Below are 17675 nucleotides of genomic sequence, written 5' to 3'. Positions count from 1 at the left end.
GACATACTGGAATGAGCGATGCGCGCTGATAAACAGGCCGGAGCATCCTTGCTCCGCTGTGGATTATACGGCCGGAATGTTACGACCGTAGTAGATCTCACGCATCTCTTTCCATAATGCTTCCGTAATTTCTTTCCGTTCTTGCGCTGTCAGCTCTTCTGGTTTGGTATGGAACATGTAGTGCTTAAGATCGAATTCTTTAAGCAACATCTTGGTATGAAAGATGTTTTCCTGATAAACGTTCACGTCCACCATGTCATACAGCGATTTCATATCATCTGACATAAAATTCTGAATAGAATTGATCTCATGATCGATAAAGTGCTTCATGCCATTCACGTCACGGGTAAAGCCACGAACGCGATAATCGATTGTCACAATGTCCGATTCAAGCTGGTGAATCAGATAATTCAGCGCTTTCAGCGGTGAAATAACCCCGCAGGTCGACACTTCTATATCTGCACGGAAAGTGCATAGTCCCCCTTCGGGATGGCTTTCCGGATAGGTATGTACGCAGATATGGCTCTTATCGAGATGGGCGACCACGGCTTCAGGAAGCGGCCCGGGATGCTCGGTTTTATCTATAAGCTGCGGGTCGACTGGCTCTTCACTGACCAGAATGGTAACGCTCGCACCCTGCGGCTCATAATCCTGACGAGCAATGTTGAGGATATTGGCGCCAATGATATTACAGGTTTCCGTCAGAATTTCCGTCAGACGATTGGCGTTATAAAGCTCATCGATATAAGCGATATACCCGTCACGTTCTGCTTCCGTCTTGGCATAGCAGATATCGTAAATACAAAAACTCAGGCTCTTGGTCAGGTTGTTAAAGCCATGCAGTTTCAGTTTTTTCAATTTCGTATCTCTCCTTAGGACGACTGCGAAGAGAGTGCGTCTTGCAGATATTGTGGCAGAGCAAACGCCGCCGTATGAATAGCCGGATTGTAATAACGGCACGTCAGGCCAGCGGTATGGAAACGCGCCTGAATAATTTCGCTGGAAAGGTGACGTAACGCCTCATTATCTGTCGCCCAGGCGAAAGTCATAATGCCGCCGTAATAGGTGGGAATGGCCGCCTGGTAAAAACCGACATCGGCGAAGTAATGACCGAGCTTACGGTGGCTGTCCAGTGCTTCATCCTGCTGCAGGAAGCAGACGCCATTCTGTGCCACAAAGATGCCGCCGGGATTCAGACAGCGTTTGCAGCCTGCATAAAAAGCGGAGGTAAACAGACTTTCGCCGGGGCCGACCGGATCGGTACAGTCGGAAATGATCACATCAAACGTTTGCGTGGTTTGCGTAACAAAATTCACGCCATCATCGATAACCAACTGGAAACGGGGATCGTCGTAAGCGCCAGCGTTGTGTTTTGGCAGATACTGGCGGCAGAAGGAGACGACGCCTGCATCAATTTCCACCATGGTAATGGTTTCGATATTTTTATGACGGGTGACTTCACGCAGCATGGCGCCATCACCACCGCCGATAATCAACACATGTTTCGCGCGGCCATGGGCGAGCAGCGGAACGTGGGTCATCATTTCGTGATAAATAAATTCGTCGCGTTCGGTGGTTTGTACCACGCCATCAAGCGCCATCACACGGCCAAAAGCGGCATTTTCGAAAATGATAAGGTCCTGGTGCCCGGTTTTCTCGTGGTACAGCACCTTATCAACGGCAAAGTATTGCCCAAACTGGTCGTGCAGCGTTTCGTGCCACAGCGTGTTATCGGCCATAGGTTGCTCCTTTGTTAACACCTGCTCAAAACAGGCGCAACATCATAGCTAACTCTGACTGTGGATGCACGGCCAGCGTCCCCCGCTGGAAATAACTTATTTCACGTAGGCGAGCAGGCTGAGCGAGTCACGTGCCAGCGCTTTGCATTTTTTTGCGGTAGGAATGCGGATGCCACTCAGGTCGCGATAGCTTGCTTCGCCGAGCGATTTCATATCCCAGGAGTCGTAGTTGCTCAGATCCCACTGATTTTGCTGTGCGAAGAAAACCAGCGCCCGGCGAATCTGACCATTAGGTAAGTTGTTATAGCCACAGTCATTTTTCAGAAAGACAAACACAGCCGTAAGGTCGGCCATATCTTCCGCTTCGGATTCATTCAGGGCGTAGCTATTAGCGGAGACAGCCAGCAGGCTGCCGAATAAAATCGTTCTGAAAAGCGTCTTCATTATTTCTACCACGGCATAACGGAAATTAAACGTTAGCACACTGTTGGCGAGGCGACGATATTTATTATCGTCCGAATGCAGCCACATTTCTTGACCTTCCGGCAAGGGGAGGGTTTATGCTCAAATTCCAGGCTGAAAACCATAAGGAAAGGGACATGCAACGTCGTGATTTTTTGAAATACTCTGCTGCGCTGGGCGTGGCGAGTGCACTACCGCTCTGGAGTCGTTCTTTGCTGGCGGCGCAAAGGCCCGCGTTACCGATTCCCGCGTTGCTGAGCGCCGATGCACAAAACCATATTCAGCTTACGGTGCAGACAGGAACATCAACGTTCGCGGGCAAGCTGGCGACAACCTGGGGCTATAACGGCAGCCTGCTCGGGCCGGCGATTCAACTGCGTCAGGGAAAGACCGTCAACGTATCAATTCGCAACGCACTGGCGGAGGAGACAACCGTACACTGGCATGGGCTGGAAGTGCCTGGCGATGTTGATGGCGGGCCGCAGGGCGTGATTAAGCCCGGCGATAGTCGTACGGTCTCGTTTACCCCGGATCAACCGGCATCAACCTGCTGGTTTCACCCTCATCAACATGGAAAAACCGGTCATCAGGTGGCGATGGGGCTGGCCGGGCTGCTGCTGATTGAAGATGATAACAGTCGTAAATTACGGTTGCCGCAGCAGTGGGGCATTGATGATATTCCGGTCATCATGCAGGACAAACGTTTTGCTGCTGACGGGCAGATTGATTATCAGCTGGATGTGATGAGTGCGGCGGTAGGGTGGTTTGGCGATACGTTACTGACGAACGGCGCTATCTATCCACAGCATGCGGCACCCCGTGGCTGGCTGCGTTTACGTCTGCTCAACGGGTGTAACGCCCGCTCGCTTACCGTGGCTGCCAGCGATAATCGCCCGCTTTACGTGATTGCCAGCGACGGGGGCTTGTTGAATTCACCGGTAAAAGTCAGCGAGCTGGCCATGTTGCCGGGAGAGCGCTTTGAGGTGCTGGTTGAGACCCGCGACAATAAAGTTTTCGATCTGGTCACGTTACCTGTACAGCAAATAGGTATGACGGTTGCGCCATTTGATAAGCCGTATCCGTTGTTGCGTATTCAACCGGTGGTGGTTACCGCATCCGGAACCTTGCCTGACACTCTGGCGACGCTCCCCGGCCTGCCAGCGCTGGAAGGGTTAACACAACGAACGTTGCAACTTTCCATGGATCCCATGCTGGACATGATGGGGATGCAGGCTCTGCAGCAAAAGTATGGCGATGCTGCAATGGCGGGTATGGGGATGCATCATGGCAATATGAGCCATGGTCAGATGCAGATGAACCACGACGGTATGAACCATGGTGACATGGGGCAGATGAATCACGGTAATGGAGAAATGGAGTTCCATAGCGCTAATCGAATCAACGGCAAGGCATTTGATATGCAAGTGCCTGCGTTTGCCGCGCAGAAAGAGACCTGGGAGCGTTGGGTTATTTCCGGTGAAGGCGACATGATGCTGCATCCGTTCCATATCCATGGCACACAATTCCGCATTCTGTCGGAAAACGGTAAACCGCCTGCTGCGCATCGCGCAGGCTGGAAAGATATTGTCAGCGTTGAAGGCGCGAAAAGCGAAGTCCTGGTCCGTTTTGCGCATGATGCGCCGAAGGAGTATGCCTATATGGCGCACTGCCATCTGCTTGAGCATGAAGATACAGGCATGATGCTTGGATTTACAGTGTAGGCTACCTTCCTGTTTGGCGCAGGAAGGAGAGAAGCCCGGATAAGCGCAGCCCATCCGGGGGAAAATGAGCAGTTGAGAGACCTGATCTCCCTCTCCCGGGAGGAGAACGAGCAGGCATTAAAAAAGGCAACTCGCGTTGCCTTTTTGCTTTTACCTTGCTCATCCTGGCCCTCTCCTCAGTAGGAGAGGGCCAGAGTGAGGGCACTCTTATTTTTCGTCCGGCAGGGCATAGGCAACAATATAGTCACCCATCTTCGTACCAAACGAACCGTGGCCACCGGCAGAGATGACAACATACTGCTTGCCATTAACCTCATAGGTCATTGGCGTTGCCTGACCACCTGCTGGTAAACGACCCTGCCAGAGTTTCTCGCCGTTGCTCATGTTATACGCGCGCAGGTAATTATCTGCGGTTGCCGCAATGAACAGCACGTTACCGGCGGTAGAGATTGGGCCGCCCAGCATCGGCATACCCATATTGAACGGCACCGGAACTGGCATCGGGAACGGCATGCTGTCCTGCGGCGTACCAATACGTTTTTTCCACACCACCTGATTAGTTTTCAGATCCAGCGCGGAGATATAACCCCATGCAGGTTGCTTACACGGCAGGCCAAACGGAGAGAGGAACGGGTTCAGCGTTACGCCGAAGGGCACACCGTACTGCGGCTGAATACCCGCTTCGGTACCGCTGCCTTTCGCATCTTTCGGTTGCTCCATCGGATTGCCCGGACCGCGTGGGATCAATTTGGAAACAAACGGCAGCGCCATCGGGTTGGCAATCGCTACCTGGCGGTCAGGATCAACGGAGATACCACCCCATTCGAACATCCCCAGGTTCCCCGGGAATACCAGCGTGCCTTGCTCAGATGGCGGGGTGAAGATGCCTTCATAGCGCAGCTGGTGGAACATCACGCGGCAGACCAGTTGGTCGAACATGGTTGCGCCCCACATATCCGCCCCGCTGAGATCTTTCTTCGGACGGAAACTCAAATCCGAGAACGGCTGAGTTTTAGTGACGTAATCACCTTTCGCTGCACCTTGCGGAACCGGTTTTTCCGGCGCCGGTACAACCAGCTTACCGTTGCTGCGATCCAGCACGAAGATGTTGCCGGTCTTCGCCGGGGCGTAAATCACCGGAACCGTTTTGCCGTTAATTGTGATGTCTGCCAGCGTCGGCTGGGACGGCATATCCATATCCCACAGGTCGTGGTGAACGGTCTGGTAGCTCCAGGCCAGTTTACCGGTAGTGGCATTCAGAGCCACGATGGAGCTGGCATAGCGTTCTTGCTCCGGCGTACGATAGCCGCCCCAGATATCCGGGGTAGTTACACCCATTGGCAGGTAAACAAGATCCAGCTTCGCATCATAGGCGGCTGGAGCCCACGAGTTGGGCGAGTTGAAGGTAAAACTATGTTCGTCAGACGGAATAGCGTTAGGATCTTTCGCGCCTGGATCAAAAGCCCATAACAGCTTACCGGTATTGACGTCAAAGCCACGAATAACGCCAGACGTTTCACGGGTAGAGAAGTTATCGGTTACCGAGCCGGCAATCACAATCACTTTATCGGTGATGATCGGCGGTGAGGTCGGCTCATACAGACCCGGGGTGGTGTCCGGCATATTGGTCTGCAGATTCAGAATACCTTTGTTGGCAAAGGTTTCGCACAGTTTGCCGTTGTCGGCATTGATTGCAAAAAGACGACCATCGTTTACCGGCAGCATAATGCGGCGCGGGCAATCCGCCACGACATCCGGGCTGGCGTTATCTGCACGTGCTTCATGATAAGAAACGCCGCGACAGGTTACGTGCTGGAAGGACTGGTTAGCATTTAACTGCGGGTCAAAATGCCATTTCTCTTTACCGGTCGATGCATCCAGAGCGAACAAGCGCTGGTGAGCGGTGCACAGATAAAGGGTATCGCCCACTTTGATCGGCGTCACTTCGTTGGTCAGTTCACCCGGATCGGTTGGCAGCTTCAGGTCTCCGGTGCGGAACACCCAGGCTTCCTTCAGATTTTTGACGTTATCGGCATTGATCTGTTTAAGCGGGGAGTAGCGTTGACCTTCCTGGTTACGACCATAAGCCGGCCAGTCGCCATCAGCAACCTGTGAGATAGGGGCGGCTGGCGTGGCATCCGCTTTCAGCGTTCCGTTCACTTCTTGTGGATCATTAAAGCCAGCCCACGTAAGAATGCCGCCGCTAATCAGCAGCGCGACCACCAGTGCGGCAACCGCACCGCCGGAAGGAAAAATCAGTCTGCGCCAGACAAAGGGCAGGATCAGCCAGATACCGAAGAAGACCAGGATATCGCTGCGTGGTGTAAGCGCCCAAAAGTCGAAGCCTACCTCCCATACGCCCCAAATCATGGTCGCCAGCAGCAACGCCGCATACAGCCATAGCGCAGAACGCTTACGTCGCCATAAAAGTGCGGTGACACCCAGCATGACAATACCCGCGATGGGGTAGTACCAGGAGCCGCCAAGGGAGACCAGCCATACCCCGCCGATCAGTAACCAAAGCCCGCAGAATGCTGCGAACAGCGCTGTCAGTATCACGAGGATACCTGACCGTTGCGTTTTTGTTTCAGCCATAAAAAGACACTCATCAAATTCATTAATGTTTTAGTAGCAACTAATTATAGGATTTAACAAGTGTGATCGTCATCACAAAATGAGCTTTATCGACATATAAACATCGGAAATGCGTTTGCTGGTATACTGCACGCCTTGCGCTTCAGTAACCAAAGCAATAAGCGGGTTATTGAGTGATTTATTATTTAAATCATATGGTTATTTAAAATGAAACATATTGTTGAAGTGATGATCCCGGAAGCGGAGATCAAAGCGCGTATCGCCGAATTGGGTCGTCAAATCACAGAGCGTTATCAGGACAGCGGCAGTGAAATGGTGCTGGTGGGCCTGCTGCGCGGCTCATTTATGTTCATGGCGGATCTTTGCCGTGAAGTGCAGGTGGCGCACGAAGTCGATTTTATGACCGCCTCCAGCTATGGCAGCGGCATGTCTTCGACCCGCGATGTTAAAATTCTCAAAGATCTGGATGAAGATATTCGCGGTAAGGATGTTCTGATCGTTGAAGACATCATCGATTCCGGCAACACGCTCTCCAAAGTGCGCGAAATTCTCAGCCTGCGTGAGCCAAAGTCTCTCTCTATTTGCACCCTGCTCGATAAACCGTCGCGCCGCGAAGTGGAGGTTGATGTGGAATTTGTCGGCTTTTCGATCCCGGACGAATTCGTGGTGGGCTATGGCATCGATTATGCGCAACGTTATCGCCATCTGCCGTATGTCGGTAAAGTTGTGATGCTGGAAGAGTAAGCATAAAAAAGCCGGGCTTAGCCCGGCCTGATGCGTTATCCCGGCTGGCATCATGCCGCCGGGAATGCAAGATTACCTGTGATTGATGTGTTTCTTGCTGAGGTTCGAGACGCCCTGACGGTAGCGCTGCTCCAGACTTTCGCGGTTCGTTGCGGTGACTTCCAGGTCACGCAGTAAACCATCGTGAATGCCATACGCCCAACCGTGAATCGTGACCTTTTGTCCACGTTTCCACGCGGATTGCATAATGGTGGAGTGGCCCAGGTTATAGACCTGCTCCATCACGTTCAGCTCACAAAGGGTATCAAGGCGGCGCTCCTGCGGCATCTCGCCAAGCAACGAACTATGCTTGAACCAGATATCGCGAATATGCAGCAGCCAGTTGTTAATCAACCCCAGTTCCGGGTTTTCCACCGCCGCCTGCACACCGCCGCAGCCGTAGTGACCACAGATGATGATATGCTCAACTTCCAGTACATCAACCGCGTACTGAACAACAGAAAGGCAGTTCAGGTCGGTATGAATAACCAGGTTGGCAACGTTACGGTGAACAAACAGTTCGCCTGGCTCAAGGCCGGTAAGGCGTTCTGCGGGAACGCGACTGTCAGAACATCCAATCCATAGAAAACGCGGTTTCTGCGCTTGCGCCAGTTTTTCGAAAAATCCGGGATCCTCTTCCACCAGCATTTTTGACCATAGTGCATTATTGCTGATGAGTGTATCTATGTCTTTCATGGAAGTTAACGACCTGTAACTAAATAAGTGCGTTGCGCTAATATAGGTCAACTCCCACGTTTTTTAAACCACACATCGAGTGTAAGAATAAGGTAAGTGAAAATTCATGACCATTGCACTGGAGCTTGAGCAGCTTAAAAAAACATACCCGGGCGGCGTTCATGCGTTACGTGGTATTGATCTTAAAGTAGAAGCGGGGGATTTTTACGCGTTACTGGGACCAAACGGCGCAGGAAAATCTACCACCATAGGTATCATCAGCTCACTGGTAAATAAAACGTCCGGACGCGTGAGTGTCTTCGGCTATGACCTGGAAAAAGACATCGTTAATGCTAAACGGCAGCTCGGTCTTGTTCCTCAGGAGTTCAATTTTAACCCGTTTGAAACCGTACAGCAGATTGTGGTGAACCAGGCGGGTTATTACGGTGTTGAACGTAAAGATGCCCTTGAGCGCAGCGAAAAATACCTGAATCAGCTCGATCTGTGGGAAAAACGTAACGAACGTGCGCGTATGCTGTCGGGCGGGATGAAGCGTCGTTTGATGATTGCCCGCGCCATGATGCATGAGCCGAAGCTGTTGATTCTTGATGAGCCTACTGCCGGGGTGGATATCGAACTGCGTCGTTCTATGTGGGGCTTCCTGAAGGATCTCAATGACAAAGGCACCACGATCATTCTGACCACCCATTATCTGGAAGAAGCTGAGATGCTGTGCCGCAACATTGGCATTATTCAGAGCGGTGAGCTGATTGAAAACACCTCGATGAAGTCACTCCTGGCGAAGCTCAAATCGGAAACTTTTATTCTTGATCTGGCAACAAAAAGCCCGCTGCCGAAGCTGGAAGGCTACCAGTATCGGCTGGTAGATACCTCGACGCTGGAAGTCGAAGTACTACGTGAACAAGGGATAAACAGCGTGTTCAGTCAGCTTAGCGCGCAGGGCGTACAGGTCTTAAGTATGCGCAACAAGGCTAACCGGCTGGAAGAGCTATTCGTCACGCTGGTGCATGAGAAAAAAGGAGAGCACGCATGATGCAGCTTTACTGGGTGGCGTTGAAGAGTATCTGGTATAAAGAAATTCAACGGTTTATGCGTATTTGGGTACAGACACTGGTGCCGCCGGTTATTACCATGACGCTCTACTTTATTATCTTTGGCAATCTGATTGGCTCACGTATCGGTGAAATGCATGGTTTTACCTATATGCAGTTCATCGTGCCAGGCCTGATCATGATGGCCGTGATCACTAACGCCTATGCAAACGTGGCGTCATCATTTTTCAGTGCCAAGTTTCAACGCAATATTGAAGAGCTCCTGGTCGCCCCGGTGCCAACACACGTGATTATCGCTGGGTATGTTGGCGGCGGCGTGGCGCGTGGTTTGTGTGTCGGGGTGCTGGTGACCGCCGTGTCGCTGTTTTTCGTGCCTTTTCAGGTCCATTCGTGGGTCTTTGTTGCGTTAACGCTGCTGTTGACCGCGGTATTGTTTTCGCTGGCGGGTCTGTTGAATGCGGTTTTTGCGACGACTTTCGATGACATCAGCCTGATCCCGACATTTGTTCTGACGCCGCTGACTTATCTTGGCGGGGTGTTCTATTCGCTAACGCTGTTACCGCCGTTCTGGCAGGCGCTCTCTCATCTGAATCCCATTGTTTATATGATCAGCGGTTTCCGCTTTGGTTTCCTCGGTATTACCGATGTGCCGCTCTTCACTACAGTGGCGGTTTTGGCGGTGTTCATCATCGCTTTTTATCTGTTTTGCTGGTACTTAATCCAGCGTGGACGCGGTCTGCGCAGTTAACTACCTCTTCCCGGCGGCGTTCGTCGCCGGGTTCTCATTGCCCCTTTAATCTATGATATCTGTCACCGACGGCTGACGATCACCTGGCTACACTGCAAACCTGCTAAGGAGATACGTATGCTGGGATGGGTCATTACATGCCATGGTGAGCTGGCGCAGGAGATGCTGGACAGTCTTGAGAGCCGGTTTGGTCCGCTTAGGCAGTGCAGAGCGGTCAACTTTCGCCAGGGGCTTAGTACCAATATGCTCAGCCGTATGATTTGCGATGCATTACATGAAACAGATTCCGGTGAGGGGGTGGTTTTTTTAACTGACATTTCTGGCGCCGCACCTTACCGGGCCGCCTCGCTGATGAGCCATAAGCATGAACATTGTGAAGTGATATCCGGCGTTGATGCTACCCTGCTGGAAGCGATGTATCCACTGCGTGAATTATGCAGCAGCGCCGATTTTCGTAACCAGATTGTTGTCGCCGGTGCGCCGGGGGTCAGCAGCCTCTGGCATCAGCAACAGAAAAATCCGCCGTTTGTGTTGTTACATGATTTGTATGGCAAATAAACGTTGGTATTCATTTTTCTTTTTCCTACAATAATCTAAATTAAGTTGAGCCTGGTTGGGTGCATGCCTCGTTTTCTCCTCATTCTGTTCTTGCTGGTGTCATATAGCGTTTTTGCTCGTCCCGCTAGTGAAAATCCCGATCCTGCGCGTTATATGCAAGTTACGGAAGATGCCGACATATGGGCGCAGATTGGCAACAATGTCATGACCGTTGGCAATATCCGCGCCGGACAAATTCTGGCTGTGGTGCCGGGGGCTGAAGATTACTACGAATTTCGTTTCGGCTTCGGCAAAGCGTGGATCGATAAAGGACATCTGGGGACGGTTCGTGGTAATGAAAAGGTACAGGACAGCCTGGGTGACCTGAATAAACCCCTGAGTAATCAAAACCTGATAACCTGGCGCGATACGCCGATGTATAACGAGGCGGATAATACCAGTGAGCAACTGGGTACTCTGGCCGGAAATCTGCGCTATCCCATCATCAGCAAGCTGAAAGACAGACTCAACCAGACCTGGTATCAGATTCGCATTGGCGAACGGCTGGCCTGGGTCAGTAGCCTGGATGCGCAGGAAGATAACGGTATCCCGGTGCTCACCTACCATCATATTCTGGAAGATGAGGAAAACACGCGTTTTCGTCACACCTCGACGACCACCTCTCTTCGCGCTTTCACCAACCAGATGACCTGGCTGCATGACCAGGGCTATACGACGTTAAATATGTATCAGCTGGAAGGTTATGTGCGTAACGCGATGAACCTGCCCGCACGTTCGGTGGTGATCACCTTTGATGATGGGCTGAAATCGGTCAGTCGATATGCCTATCCGGTATTAAATGAGTACGGTTTCAGAGCGACTGCCTTTATTATTTCGTCGCGCATTAAGCGCAAACCGCAGCCCTGGGATCCAAAATCTCTGCAGTTCATGAGCATCTCTGAACTGGAACAAATTTCCCATGTGTTTGATTTTCAGTCGCATACACATTTTTTGCATCGCACCGATAACGTGGGGCATCCGATCCTGCTTAGTCGCAGTTATGACAATATTCTGATGGATTTCAAGCACTCACGCCGCGCGCTTTCACAGTTCAACCGGCATGTATGGTATCTGGCGTACCCGTTCGGTGGCTATGATGATAAGGCCCTGGCTGCTGCGAAAGATGCCGGGTTCCATCTTGCGCTGACCACGGTTCGAGGAAAGGTTAAGCCTGGAGATAATCCGTACTTACTAAAACGGCTGTATATCTTAAAAACGGATTCGCTGGAGGATATGTCGAGGTTGATCAGTAATCAGCCTCAGGGATAAATCAGGCAAAATGGCCAATAAAAGCGCCAATTTTGCCTGATTACTTAGCGGGTTATACCATTCAGGCAACCTGTACCGGGACTGCTTTAGCCGTGCGTTTCATTTCGTTGTCGCCGTCAAAATAGGCGACTTTCGGCTGCCAGCTACGCGCCTGCTCATCCGGCATGGTGACGTAGCTGGCGATAATCAGGATATCGCCAACGTCAGCGCAGTGCGCCGCAGCACCATTGACCGAAATGATGCGGGAGCCGCGTTCACCAGCGATAGCATAGGTGGAAAAGCGCTTACCGTTGGTGACGTTGTAAATATCGATGGCTTCGTATTCCAGGATACCAGCCGCCTCAAGGAAATCCTGGTCAATCGCGCAGGAACCTTCATAGTGCAGGTCGGCCTGTGTCACTTTGACGCGGTGGAGCTTGCCTTGCAGCATCGTGCGAATCATAACTTCTACCTTTAATGGCGTAACGAAATACAGGTATATCGCCGGGAGGCATTTGGCTGCCCGGCCAGACTTTCCCGGCCCGGCGACAGCGCCAGACCAGGCCGATAACAGGGCAGTATTGCCCGTTTTTTAACCCCTGTCTACAGGGGGAGATCAACCACTTTATTGTCGATAAGACGCGCCTGGCCCAGCCATGCGGCCATCAAAATCACTGCGCGTTTGCTGGTCTGAGCAAGCTCCAGAAGCGTGTCTGCATCGCGGATCTGGATATCATCCGCGCGCAAACCTGCGTCATTCAACTCCTGTTCAGCCAGGGCAATGATCTCATCAATATTACGTTCGCCAGCCTGCAGTTTTGCCGCCATTGCATTCATGGTTTTGCTCAGCGCTGGCGCGATTTTGCGCTGATCGGCAGTGAGGTAGCCGTTACGTGAGCTTAGCGCCAGGCCGTCTTTTGCACGCACGGTCGGTACGCCGACAATCTCAATGTCGTAGCCCATATCGGCAACCATTTTGCGGATTAGCTGCAGCTGCTGGTAGTCCTTCTCACCAAAGCAGGCGATATCCGGCTGGACCAGATTAAAGAGCTTGCTGACGATGGTGGATACACCGCGAAAATGCCCGGGACGGCTTGCGCCTTCAAGCATGGTGGAAATGCCCGGAACATCCACATAGGTTTGCGTGTCCGTACCCTGCGGATAAATATCATTCGGCGCAGGGGCGAAAACAAAATCCACTTTTCGTTTATTCAGCTTTTCGCAATCTTCCTGCAGGGTACGCGGGTAGCGTGCCAGATCGTCGGCGCGATCAAACTGCATGGGATTGACGAAGATACTCACTACGACCACATCCGCGCGGGCTTTGGCTTCCTCAACCAGCGTCATATGGCCATCGTGCAGGTTACCCATCGTTGGTACCAGCGCAATCCGTTTTCCTTCCTGACGCGCTCTGCGGATATGCTGGCGCAGCAGCGGCAGGGTTTCGATAATCAACACAACGGCACTCCTTAATGGAAACTGTGTTCTTCGCCCGGGTAAACCCCGGACTCAACATCGGCAACATACTGGCGCACGGCAGCGCGCATGTCGCCTGCCTCGCTCAGAAAGTTTTTCGCAAATTTTGGGATATGACCACCGGTAATGCCGAACGCGTCGTGCATCACCAGAATCTGGCCGTCTGTGACGTTACCTGCCCCGATACCAATTACCGGAATGGTCAGCGCGTCTGTGACACGCTTTGCCAGATCTACCGGCACACACTCCAGTACCAGCAACTGCGCACCTGCGGCTTCCAGCGCCAGCGCGTCGTCCAGCAGCGTTTGCCCGGCATCGCCGCGCCCCTGAACTTTGTAGCCTCCGAAGATATTCACAGACTGCGGCGTTAACCCCAGATGCCCGCACACCGGCACAGCGCGTTCGGTGAGCATTTTCACCGTGTCACTCAGCCAGCGACCACCTTCGATTTTTACCATATTGGCCCCGGCGCGCATCACGGCGGCGGCGCTTTCAAAGGCCTGCTCCGGTGTGGCGTACGCCATAAACGGCAGATCGGCCAGCAGCAAACAATGAGGAGCGCCACGACGCACTGCGCGCGTGTGATAGGCAATGTCGTCTACCGTCACTGGCAGGGTTGAATCATGACCTTGTACCGTCATCCCTAACGAGTCGCCAACCAACATCACGTTGATGCCTTCTTCGGCGAACAGTTTAGCGAAGCTGTAATCGTAGGCTGTGATGGTAGCGAAGCGTTTCTTTTCCTGTTTGCATTTAAGCAGCCAGGAGATGGTGGTGGGTTTCATAACGTTTCCTGATGGCTAAAAACGAATTCTGGCGCATTCTAACAGCAACATTCAGGTGAACAATGATTTTAGGCAACCGTTTAACACCGATCACATCAGATGCGCCAGAAAAGCGTTTTACCACAAGGCAGGTTTGTCTGCTGCGCATTCTTTGAGGGCCGCGTTCAGCGTCACGCCATCAGGAAATATCAGCGCAGGAGCAATTTCAAATAAGGGCCACAGCATAAAGCCGCGATTTTTCATGTCGTAGTGGGGAACGGTAAGGCGCGGCGTCTGAATGACCTGATCGCCAAAGAGCATGATGTCCAGGTCCAGCGTGCGTGGGCCCCAGCGCTCCGCTTTGCGTACGCGCCCCTGCTGCAATTCAATGCGCTGGGTATGGTCCAGCAATGTTTCAGCCTCAAGTGTGGTTTCCAGCGCGACTGCGGCATTCAGATAGTCGGGCTGATCCTGTGGGCCAAGCGGAGGAGTGCGATAGAACGAAGAGACGGCAACCACGCGGCTTTGCGGGATCTCCCCAATGGCGTCCAGCGCTGCCTTTACCTGCTCCAGAGGCGATGCGAGATTACTGCCGATGGCGATATAGCAAAGGGTCGGGGACATACAGGCTCCTGCGTTTTTCGTTTCTGGATAGCATCAGGCCTGCACGTGGCAGGCCTGAAAGGGATGATGTTATGCGCTGCCTTCACGGCGCGGCGCGCGTTTGCGCGGGCGGCGGTGACGACGACGAACGGCGGGTTCATCGCCAAGGTCCTCAAGCATATCTTTTTGCTCCGGTGGTGCGGAAACCTGAAACTCTCCCCACCATTTCACCAGGCGCTGCAGTTCACCGTTGTTTTCCACCTCAGCACGCAGGGCCAGCAGATCGTAGGCCGCGCGGAATTTCGGATGCTCCATCAGTTTCCATGCGCGTTTACCCTGACGACGGGACATACGCAGCTGTAGCTGCCAGATATCGCGAATCAACGAGGTGATGCGTTTCGGGATGGCCAGCGAACGGCAGGCTTCATCAAGTACATCGTTCATGGCAAGCGCAAAGGCATCGTAATACGCCAGACCACCTTCCTGGGTAATACGCTGCGCGGTTTCCAGTAGCGGATACCAGAACATGGCGGCAAACAAAAACGCCGGGTTTACTCGCATATCGTTGCGAAGGCGGGTATCGGTATTTTTCAGCACCTGCGCAATAATGCGTTCCATCGGGCTGTCACCGTTTTCGGTGAAGAAGCGACTGAAAGTAGGGAACAGGGGCTGGAAGAGGTTGTATTCGCGCAGCAGCATATAGGTATCGAAACCATAGCCCGCTTGCAATAATTTCAGCGACTCTTCAAACAGGCGCGCAGGGGGGACGTCATTAATCAGGGCGGCCAGACGAGGAATCGGTTCTGCTGTTTCGGCGCTGATGCTCATACCCAGTTTGGCGGCGAAACGCACCGCGCGCAGCATACGTACCGGGTCTTCACGATAGCGGGTTTCCGGGTTACCAATCAGGCGAATGACGCCTTCTTCCAGATCGCGCATTCCGCCGACATAATCACGTACGGTGAAGTCAGCCACGCTGTAATAAAGGCTGTTAATGGTGAAATCGCGACGCTGGGCATCTTCTTCGATAGAACCGAAAATATTGTCGCGCAGCAACATGCCATTTTGCCCACGCTGTGAAGTGGTGCGGTCGGCTTCGGTATCTTCGTGATGACCACGAAAGGTAGCGACTTCAATGATTTCCGGTCCGAACATGACGTGGGCCAGGCGGAAACGGCGCCCCACCAGGCGGCAGTTGCGGAATAATTTACGTACCTGGTCTGGCGTGGCGTTCGTCGTGACGTCAAAATCTTTTGGTTTTTTGCCCAGCAACAAATCACGCACGCCACCACCGACGAGATAAGCCTCATAACCGGCTTTGTTCAGGCGGTAGAGAACCTTGAGCGCATTTTCACTGATATCTTTGCGTGAAATAGCGTGCTGTTCACGCGGGATAACCGTCATCTGAGGTTGTACGATAGCCTCAACGACCATGCTCTCTTCGCGACTTAGCACCTTTCGGCAAAAATTAGCGACTCGGGTAAAAATAGTGCACCTCGGTAGTGTCAAACGTCAGGACAAAAAAATAGCGGCTAATCATAGCTCAGCGCGAGGCGTTTGAGAATGCTGTATTCACATCCACTGCAGTGGGTACGTCAGTAAGCGTCCAGTTCGCCACCGCATTTTTCAACAAATCGTCGACGCTGAGGTCCTGCCACTCATTTGTTGCGCTCTGGTTTAGGAATTGTAACGCCCTGATTATTATGGGGCGAGGATCGCCGCCGGGCAAGGCAGGAGCGTGGTTTTGCTTGGAGAGTTTATTCCCTTGCGCATTGAGCGCCAGCGGTAGATGGACATACTGTGGCACGGGCCAGCCAAACTGCTGGTAGAGGGAAATTTGCCTCACCGTGGGTTCAATCAAATCTGCACCGCGCACAATTTCCGTGATGCCCTGAAAATGGTCATCAACCACAACGGCGAGGTTATAAGCAAACAGACCATCCCGGCGATGAATAATAAAATCCTCTCGCGCCAGCTTTTCATCCGCATAGAGTTCGCCGCGCAGTCTGTCGTGAAAATGGAGCACCGGATGTCGCTGCACCAGACGAACAGCTGCGTTTTCAGGGCCATTATCAGCACGACGGCAATGTCCGTCATAGATGCCGCCCACGCTCTGAATACGCGCCCGCGTACAGGTACAGTAGTAACTCAGCCCATGGTTATGAAGCCAGTCCAGTGCCTCGCGATAGGCCTCATGACGTTGTGATTGCCAGAGCACGTCGCCGTCCCAGTACAGGCCGTAATGCTCAAGCTGGCGCAGGATGGTGTCTGCGGCGCCGGGGACTTCACGCGGGGGATCAATATCTTCGATACGCACTCGCCAGATACCCTGCTGCGCACGCGCCTGCAGGTAGCTGCCAAGTGCAGCAATCAGCGAGCCAAAATGGAGTTCACCGGACGGTGACGGCGCAAAGCGCCCAATATAGTGAGAGTCAGACATACAGAGAGGAAACGCCGACAATACGGGAAATTTTCCCCGACTATAGCACAGCCGGATTTTAAGGCGCAGGCCGGAATCAGCGCTGCGCCGTCTGAGGGGGTGACCGATTGTCGGTCAGAGGCGAATTAACCCGCCATCTGTTTTTCGCGAATTTCCGCCAGTGTTTTGCAATCGATGCACAGGTCAGCGGTCGGACGCGCTTCCAGGCGGCGAATGCCGATTTCAACACCGCAGGATTCGCAATAGCCGAAATCTTCGTCTTCAACTTTTTTCAGCGTTTTCTCGATCTTTTTGATCAGTTTACGCTCGCGGTCACGGTTACGCAGTTCGAGGCTGAACTCTTCTTCCTGTGCGGCACGATCTACCGGGTCCGGGAAGTTAGCCGCTTCATCCTGCATATGGGTGACGGTGCGATCGACTTCATCCCTGAGTTGATTACGCCATGCTTCAAGGATACGCCTGAAGTGCGCCAGCTGGGCTTCATTCATATACTCTTCGCCCGGTTTCTCTTGATACGGCTCCACCCCAGCGATGGCGAGAATACTCAGGGACGATGTTTTACGGTTTTGCCCTTCTTGCATGTTGCTTCTCCTTAACACGCACTATCGATCCCCGTGTCGGGGGAAAATCAGGCCGCTATAAATAGCAGATGCTTTTCCGGATGGCAAATATCTAAACGTAACACTTGACAAGCCTGTGAGGAAAAGCGTATTTGCGCACGCGACCAGAACACTTATTAGTCAATTTAGTC

General features: G+C 52.7%; 18 protein-coding genes. 6 read left to right on the top strand and 12 right to left on the bottom strand.

What is annotated here, in order from left to right:
* Positions 1-63: 63 nt before the first annotated feature.
* The 3 genes from speD to AAIG39_RS16330 form a co-directional block, all read right to left on the bottom strand.
* The gene (gene speD, locus AAIG39_RS16340; protein WP_090081666.1) at positions 64-858 is read right to left on the bottom strand and encodes an adenosylmethionine decarboxylase; all 795 of its coding nucleotides are present in this window, start codon (positions 856-858) and stop codon (positions 64-66) included.
* Positions 859-872: 14 nt separating this feature from the next.
* Entirely contained in the window at positions 873-1739 is an 867-nt protein-coding gene (speE, locus tag AAIG39_RS16335; RefSeq protein ID WP_090081669.1) for a polyamine aminopropyltransferase, read from the bottom strand.
* A 96-nt stretch (positions 1740-1835) separates the two neighbouring features.
* On the bottom strand, positions 1836-2183 hold the full coding sequence (locus AAIG39_RS16330) for a YacC family pilotin-like protein (protein WP_047373393.1): 348 nt from the start codon (positions 2181-2183) through the stop codon (positions 1836-1838).
* A gap of 155 nt (positions 2184-2338) precedes the next feature.
* Here AAIG39_RS16330 and cueO point away from each other — a divergent pair, with 155 nt between their 5' ends.
* Complete coding sequence (gene cueO, locus AAIG39_RS16325; protein ID WP_343194278.1) at positions 2339-3922, top strand: multicopper oxidase CueO; 1584 nt, start codon at positions 2339-2341, stop codon at positions 3920-3922.
* Positions 3923-4129: 207 nt separating this feature from the next.
* Here the strand turns inward: cueO and AAIG39_RS16320 are convergent, their stop codons facing one another.
* Positions 4130-6517, bottom strand: a complete 2388-nt coding sequence (locus tag AAIG39_RS16320; RefSeq protein WP_249569291.1) for a glucose/quinate/shikimate family membrane-bound PQQ-dependent dehydrogenase — start codon at positions 6515-6517, stop codon at positions 4130-4132.
* A 207-nt stretch (positions 6518-6724) separates the two neighbouring features.
* Here AAIG39_RS16320 and hpt point away from each other — a divergent pair, with 207 nt between their 5' ends.
* On the top strand, positions 6725-7261 hold the full coding sequence (gene hpt / locus AAIG39_RS16315; RefSeq protein ID WP_343194277.1) for a hypoxanthine phosphoribosyltransferase: 537 nt from the start codon (positions 6725-6727) through the stop codon (positions 7259-7261).
* A 72-nt stretch (positions 7262-7333) separates the two neighbouring features.
* On the opposite strand, the gene can is transcribed toward hpt, so the two are convergent.
* A complete protein-coding gene (can, locus tag AAIG39_RS16310; RefSeq protein ID WP_039078401.1) occupies positions 7334-7996 on the bottom strand; it encodes a carbonate dehydratase in 663 nt (220 codons plus the stop codon).
* A gap of 106 nt (positions 7997-8102) precedes the next feature.
* On the opposite strand from can, the gene AAIG39_RS16305 reads away from it, so the two are divergent.
* The 4 genes from AAIG39_RS16305 to AAIG39_RS16290 all read left to right on the top strand — a co-directional run bounded on the left by AAIG39_RS16305 (position 8103) and on the right by AAIG39_RS16290 (position 11662).
* Positions 8103-9029: an ABC transporter ATP-binding protein gene (locus tag AAIG39_RS16305; RefSeq protein ID WP_343194276.1), complete on the top strand. Its 927-nt coding sequence runs from the start codon at positions 8103-8105 to the stop codon at positions 9027-9029.
* Positions 9026-9796 carry an ABC transporter permease gene (locus AAIG39_RS16300; RefSeq protein ID WP_343194275.1) on the top strand — a complete coding sequence of 257 codons (771 nt, stop codon included), beginning with the start codon at positions 9026-9028 and terminating at the stop codon, positions 9794-9796. The genes AAIG39_RS16305 and AAIG39_RS16300 overlap by 4 nt, the downstream gene beginning before the upstream one ends.
* A 117-nt stretch (positions 9797-9913) precedes the next feature.
* Positions 9914-10354: a PTS sugar transporter subunit IIA gene (locus tag AAIG39_RS16295; protein ID WP_090081683.1), complete on the top strand. Its 441-nt coding sequence runs from the start codon at positions 9914-9916 to the stop codon at positions 10352-10354.
* Positions 10355-10417: 63 nt separating this feature from the next.
* Positions 10418-11662: a polysaccharide deacetylase family protein gene (locus AAIG39_RS16290; RefSeq protein ID WP_090081686.1), complete on the top strand. Its 1245-nt coding sequence runs from the start codon at positions 10418-10420 to the stop codon at positions 11660-11662.
* A 61-nt stretch (positions 11663-11723) separates the two neighbouring features.
* Here the strand turns inward: AAIG39_RS16290 and panD are convergent, their stop codons facing one another.
* The 7 genes from panD to dksA all read right to left on the bottom strand — a co-directional run bounded on the left by panD (position 11724) and on the right by dksA (position 17505).
* On the bottom strand, positions 11724-12104 hold the full coding sequence (panD, locus tag AAIG39_RS16285; RefSeq protein ID WP_039078406.1) for an aspartate 1-decarboxylase: 381 nt from the start codon (positions 12102-12104) through the stop codon (positions 11724-11726).
* 140 nt (positions 12105-12244) lie between these two features.
* A complete protein-coding gene (gene panC, locus AAIG39_RS16280) occupies positions 12245-13099 on the bottom strand; it encodes a pantoate--beta-alanine ligase (RefSeq protein ID WP_090081688.1) in 855 nt (284 codons plus the stop codon).
* 11 nt (positions 13100-13110) lie between these two features.
* On the bottom strand, positions 13111-13902 hold the full coding sequence (gene panB, locus AAIG39_RS16275) for a 3-methyl-2-oxobutanoate hydroxymethyltransferase (protein ID WP_343194274.1): 792 nt from the start codon (positions 13900-13902) through the stop codon (positions 13111-13113).
* 117 nt (positions 13903-14019) lie between these two features.
* Positions 14020-14505 (bottom strand): 2-amino-4-hydroxy-6-hydroxymethyldihydropteridine diphosphokinase, encoded by a 486-nt coding sequence (gene folK, locus AAIG39_RS16270; protein WP_343194273.1) that lies wholly within the window; start codon positions 14503-14505, stop codon positions 14020-14022.
* Between the two features lie 69 nt (positions 14506-14574).
* On the bottom strand, positions 14575-15972 hold the full coding sequence (pcnB, locus tag AAIG39_RS16265) for a polynucleotide adenylyltransferase PcnB (RefSeq protein WP_343194300.1): 1398 nt from the start codon (positions 15970-15972) through the stop codon (positions 14575-14577).
* A gap of 55 nt (positions 15973-16027) precedes the next feature.
* Complete coding sequence (gene gluQRS / locus AAIG39_RS16260) at positions 16028-16924, bottom strand: tRNA glutamyl-Q(34) synthetase GluQRS (RefSeq protein ID WP_343194272.1); 897 nt, start codon at positions 16922-16924, stop codon at positions 16028-16030.
* Positions 16925-17049: 125 nt separating this feature from the next.
* A complete protein-coding gene (gene dksA / locus AAIG39_RS16255; RefSeq protein ID WP_001155227.1) occupies positions 17050-17505 on the bottom strand; it encodes an RNA polymerase-binding protein DksA in 456 nt (151 codons plus the stop codon).
* Positions 17506-17675 lie beyond the last annotated feature (170 nt).

Origin of the sequence: Phytobacter palmae (assembly GCF_039409775.1) — a bacterium.
GTDB classification, from domain to species: Bacteria; Pseudomonadota; Gammaproteobacteria; order Enterobacterales; family Enterobacteriaceae; genus Phytobacter; species Phytobacter palmae.
This window is presented reverse-complemented; position numbering and strand designations above follow the sequence as displayed.

What these genes read in the sequence shown, in the direction of transcription:
- speE (WP_090081669.1), bottom strand. Translation starts at nt 1,739, where the DNA reads ATGGCCGATAACACGCTGTGGCACGAAACGCTGCACGACCAGTTTGGG.
- AAIG39_RS16330 (WP_047373393.1), bottom strand. Translation starts at nt 2,183, where the DNA reads ATGAAGACGCTTTTCAGAACGATTTTATTCGGCAGCCTGCTGGCTGTC.
- cueO (WP_343194278.1), top strand. Translation starts at nt 2,339, where the DNA reads ATGCAACGTCGTGATTTTTTGAAATACTCTGCTGCGCTGGGCGTGGCG.
- AAIG39_RS16320 (WP_249569291.1), bottom strand. Translation starts at nt 6,517, where the DNA reads ATGGCTGAAACAAAAACGCAACGGTCAGGTATCCTCGTGATACTGACA.
- hpt (WP_343194277.1), top strand. Translation starts at nt 6,725, where the DNA reads ATGAAACATATTGTTGAAGTGATGATCCCGGAAGCGGAGATCAAAGCG.
- can (WP_039078401.1), bottom strand. Translation starts at nt 7,996, where the DNA reads ATGAAAGACATAGATACACTCATCAGCAATAATGCACTATGGTCAAAA.
- AAIG39_RS16305 (WP_343194276.1), top strand. Translation starts at nt 8,103, where the DNA reads ATGACCATTGCACTGGAGCTTGAGCAGCTTAAAAAAACATACCCGGGC.
- AAIG39_RS16300 (WP_343194275.1), top strand. Translation starts at nt 9,026, where the DNA reads ATGATGCAGCTTTACTGGGTGGCGTTGAAGAGTATCTGGTATAAAGAA.
- AAIG39_RS16295 (WP_090081683.1), top strand. Translation starts at nt 9,914, where the DNA reads ATGCTGGGATGGGTCATTACATGCCATGGTGAGCTGGCGCAGGAGATG.
- AAIG39_RS16290 (WP_090081686.1), top strand. Translation starts at nt 10,418, where the DNA reads ATGCCTCGTTTTCTCCTCATTCTGTTCTTGCTGGTGTCATATAGCGTT.
- panD (WP_039078406.1), bottom strand. Translation starts at nt 12,104, where the DNA reads ATGATTCGCACGATGCTGCAAGGCAAGCTCCACCGCGTCAAAGTGACA.
- panB (WP_343194274.1), bottom strand. Translation starts at nt 13,902, where the DNA reads ATGAAACCCACCACCATCTCCTGGCTGCTTAAATGCAAACAGGAAAAG.
- folK (WP_343194273.1), bottom strand. Translation starts at nt 14,505, where the DNA reads ATGTCCCCGACCCTTTGCTATATCGCCATCGGCAGTAATCTCGCATCG.
- gluQRS (WP_343194272.1), bottom strand. Translation starts at nt 16,924, where the DNA reads ATGTCTGACTCTCACTATATTGGGCGCTTTGCGCCGTCACCGTCCGGT.
- dksA (WP_001155227.1), bottom strand. Translation starts at nt 17,505, where the DNA reads ATGCAAGAAGGGCAAAACCGTAAAACATCGTCCCTGAGTATTCTCGCC.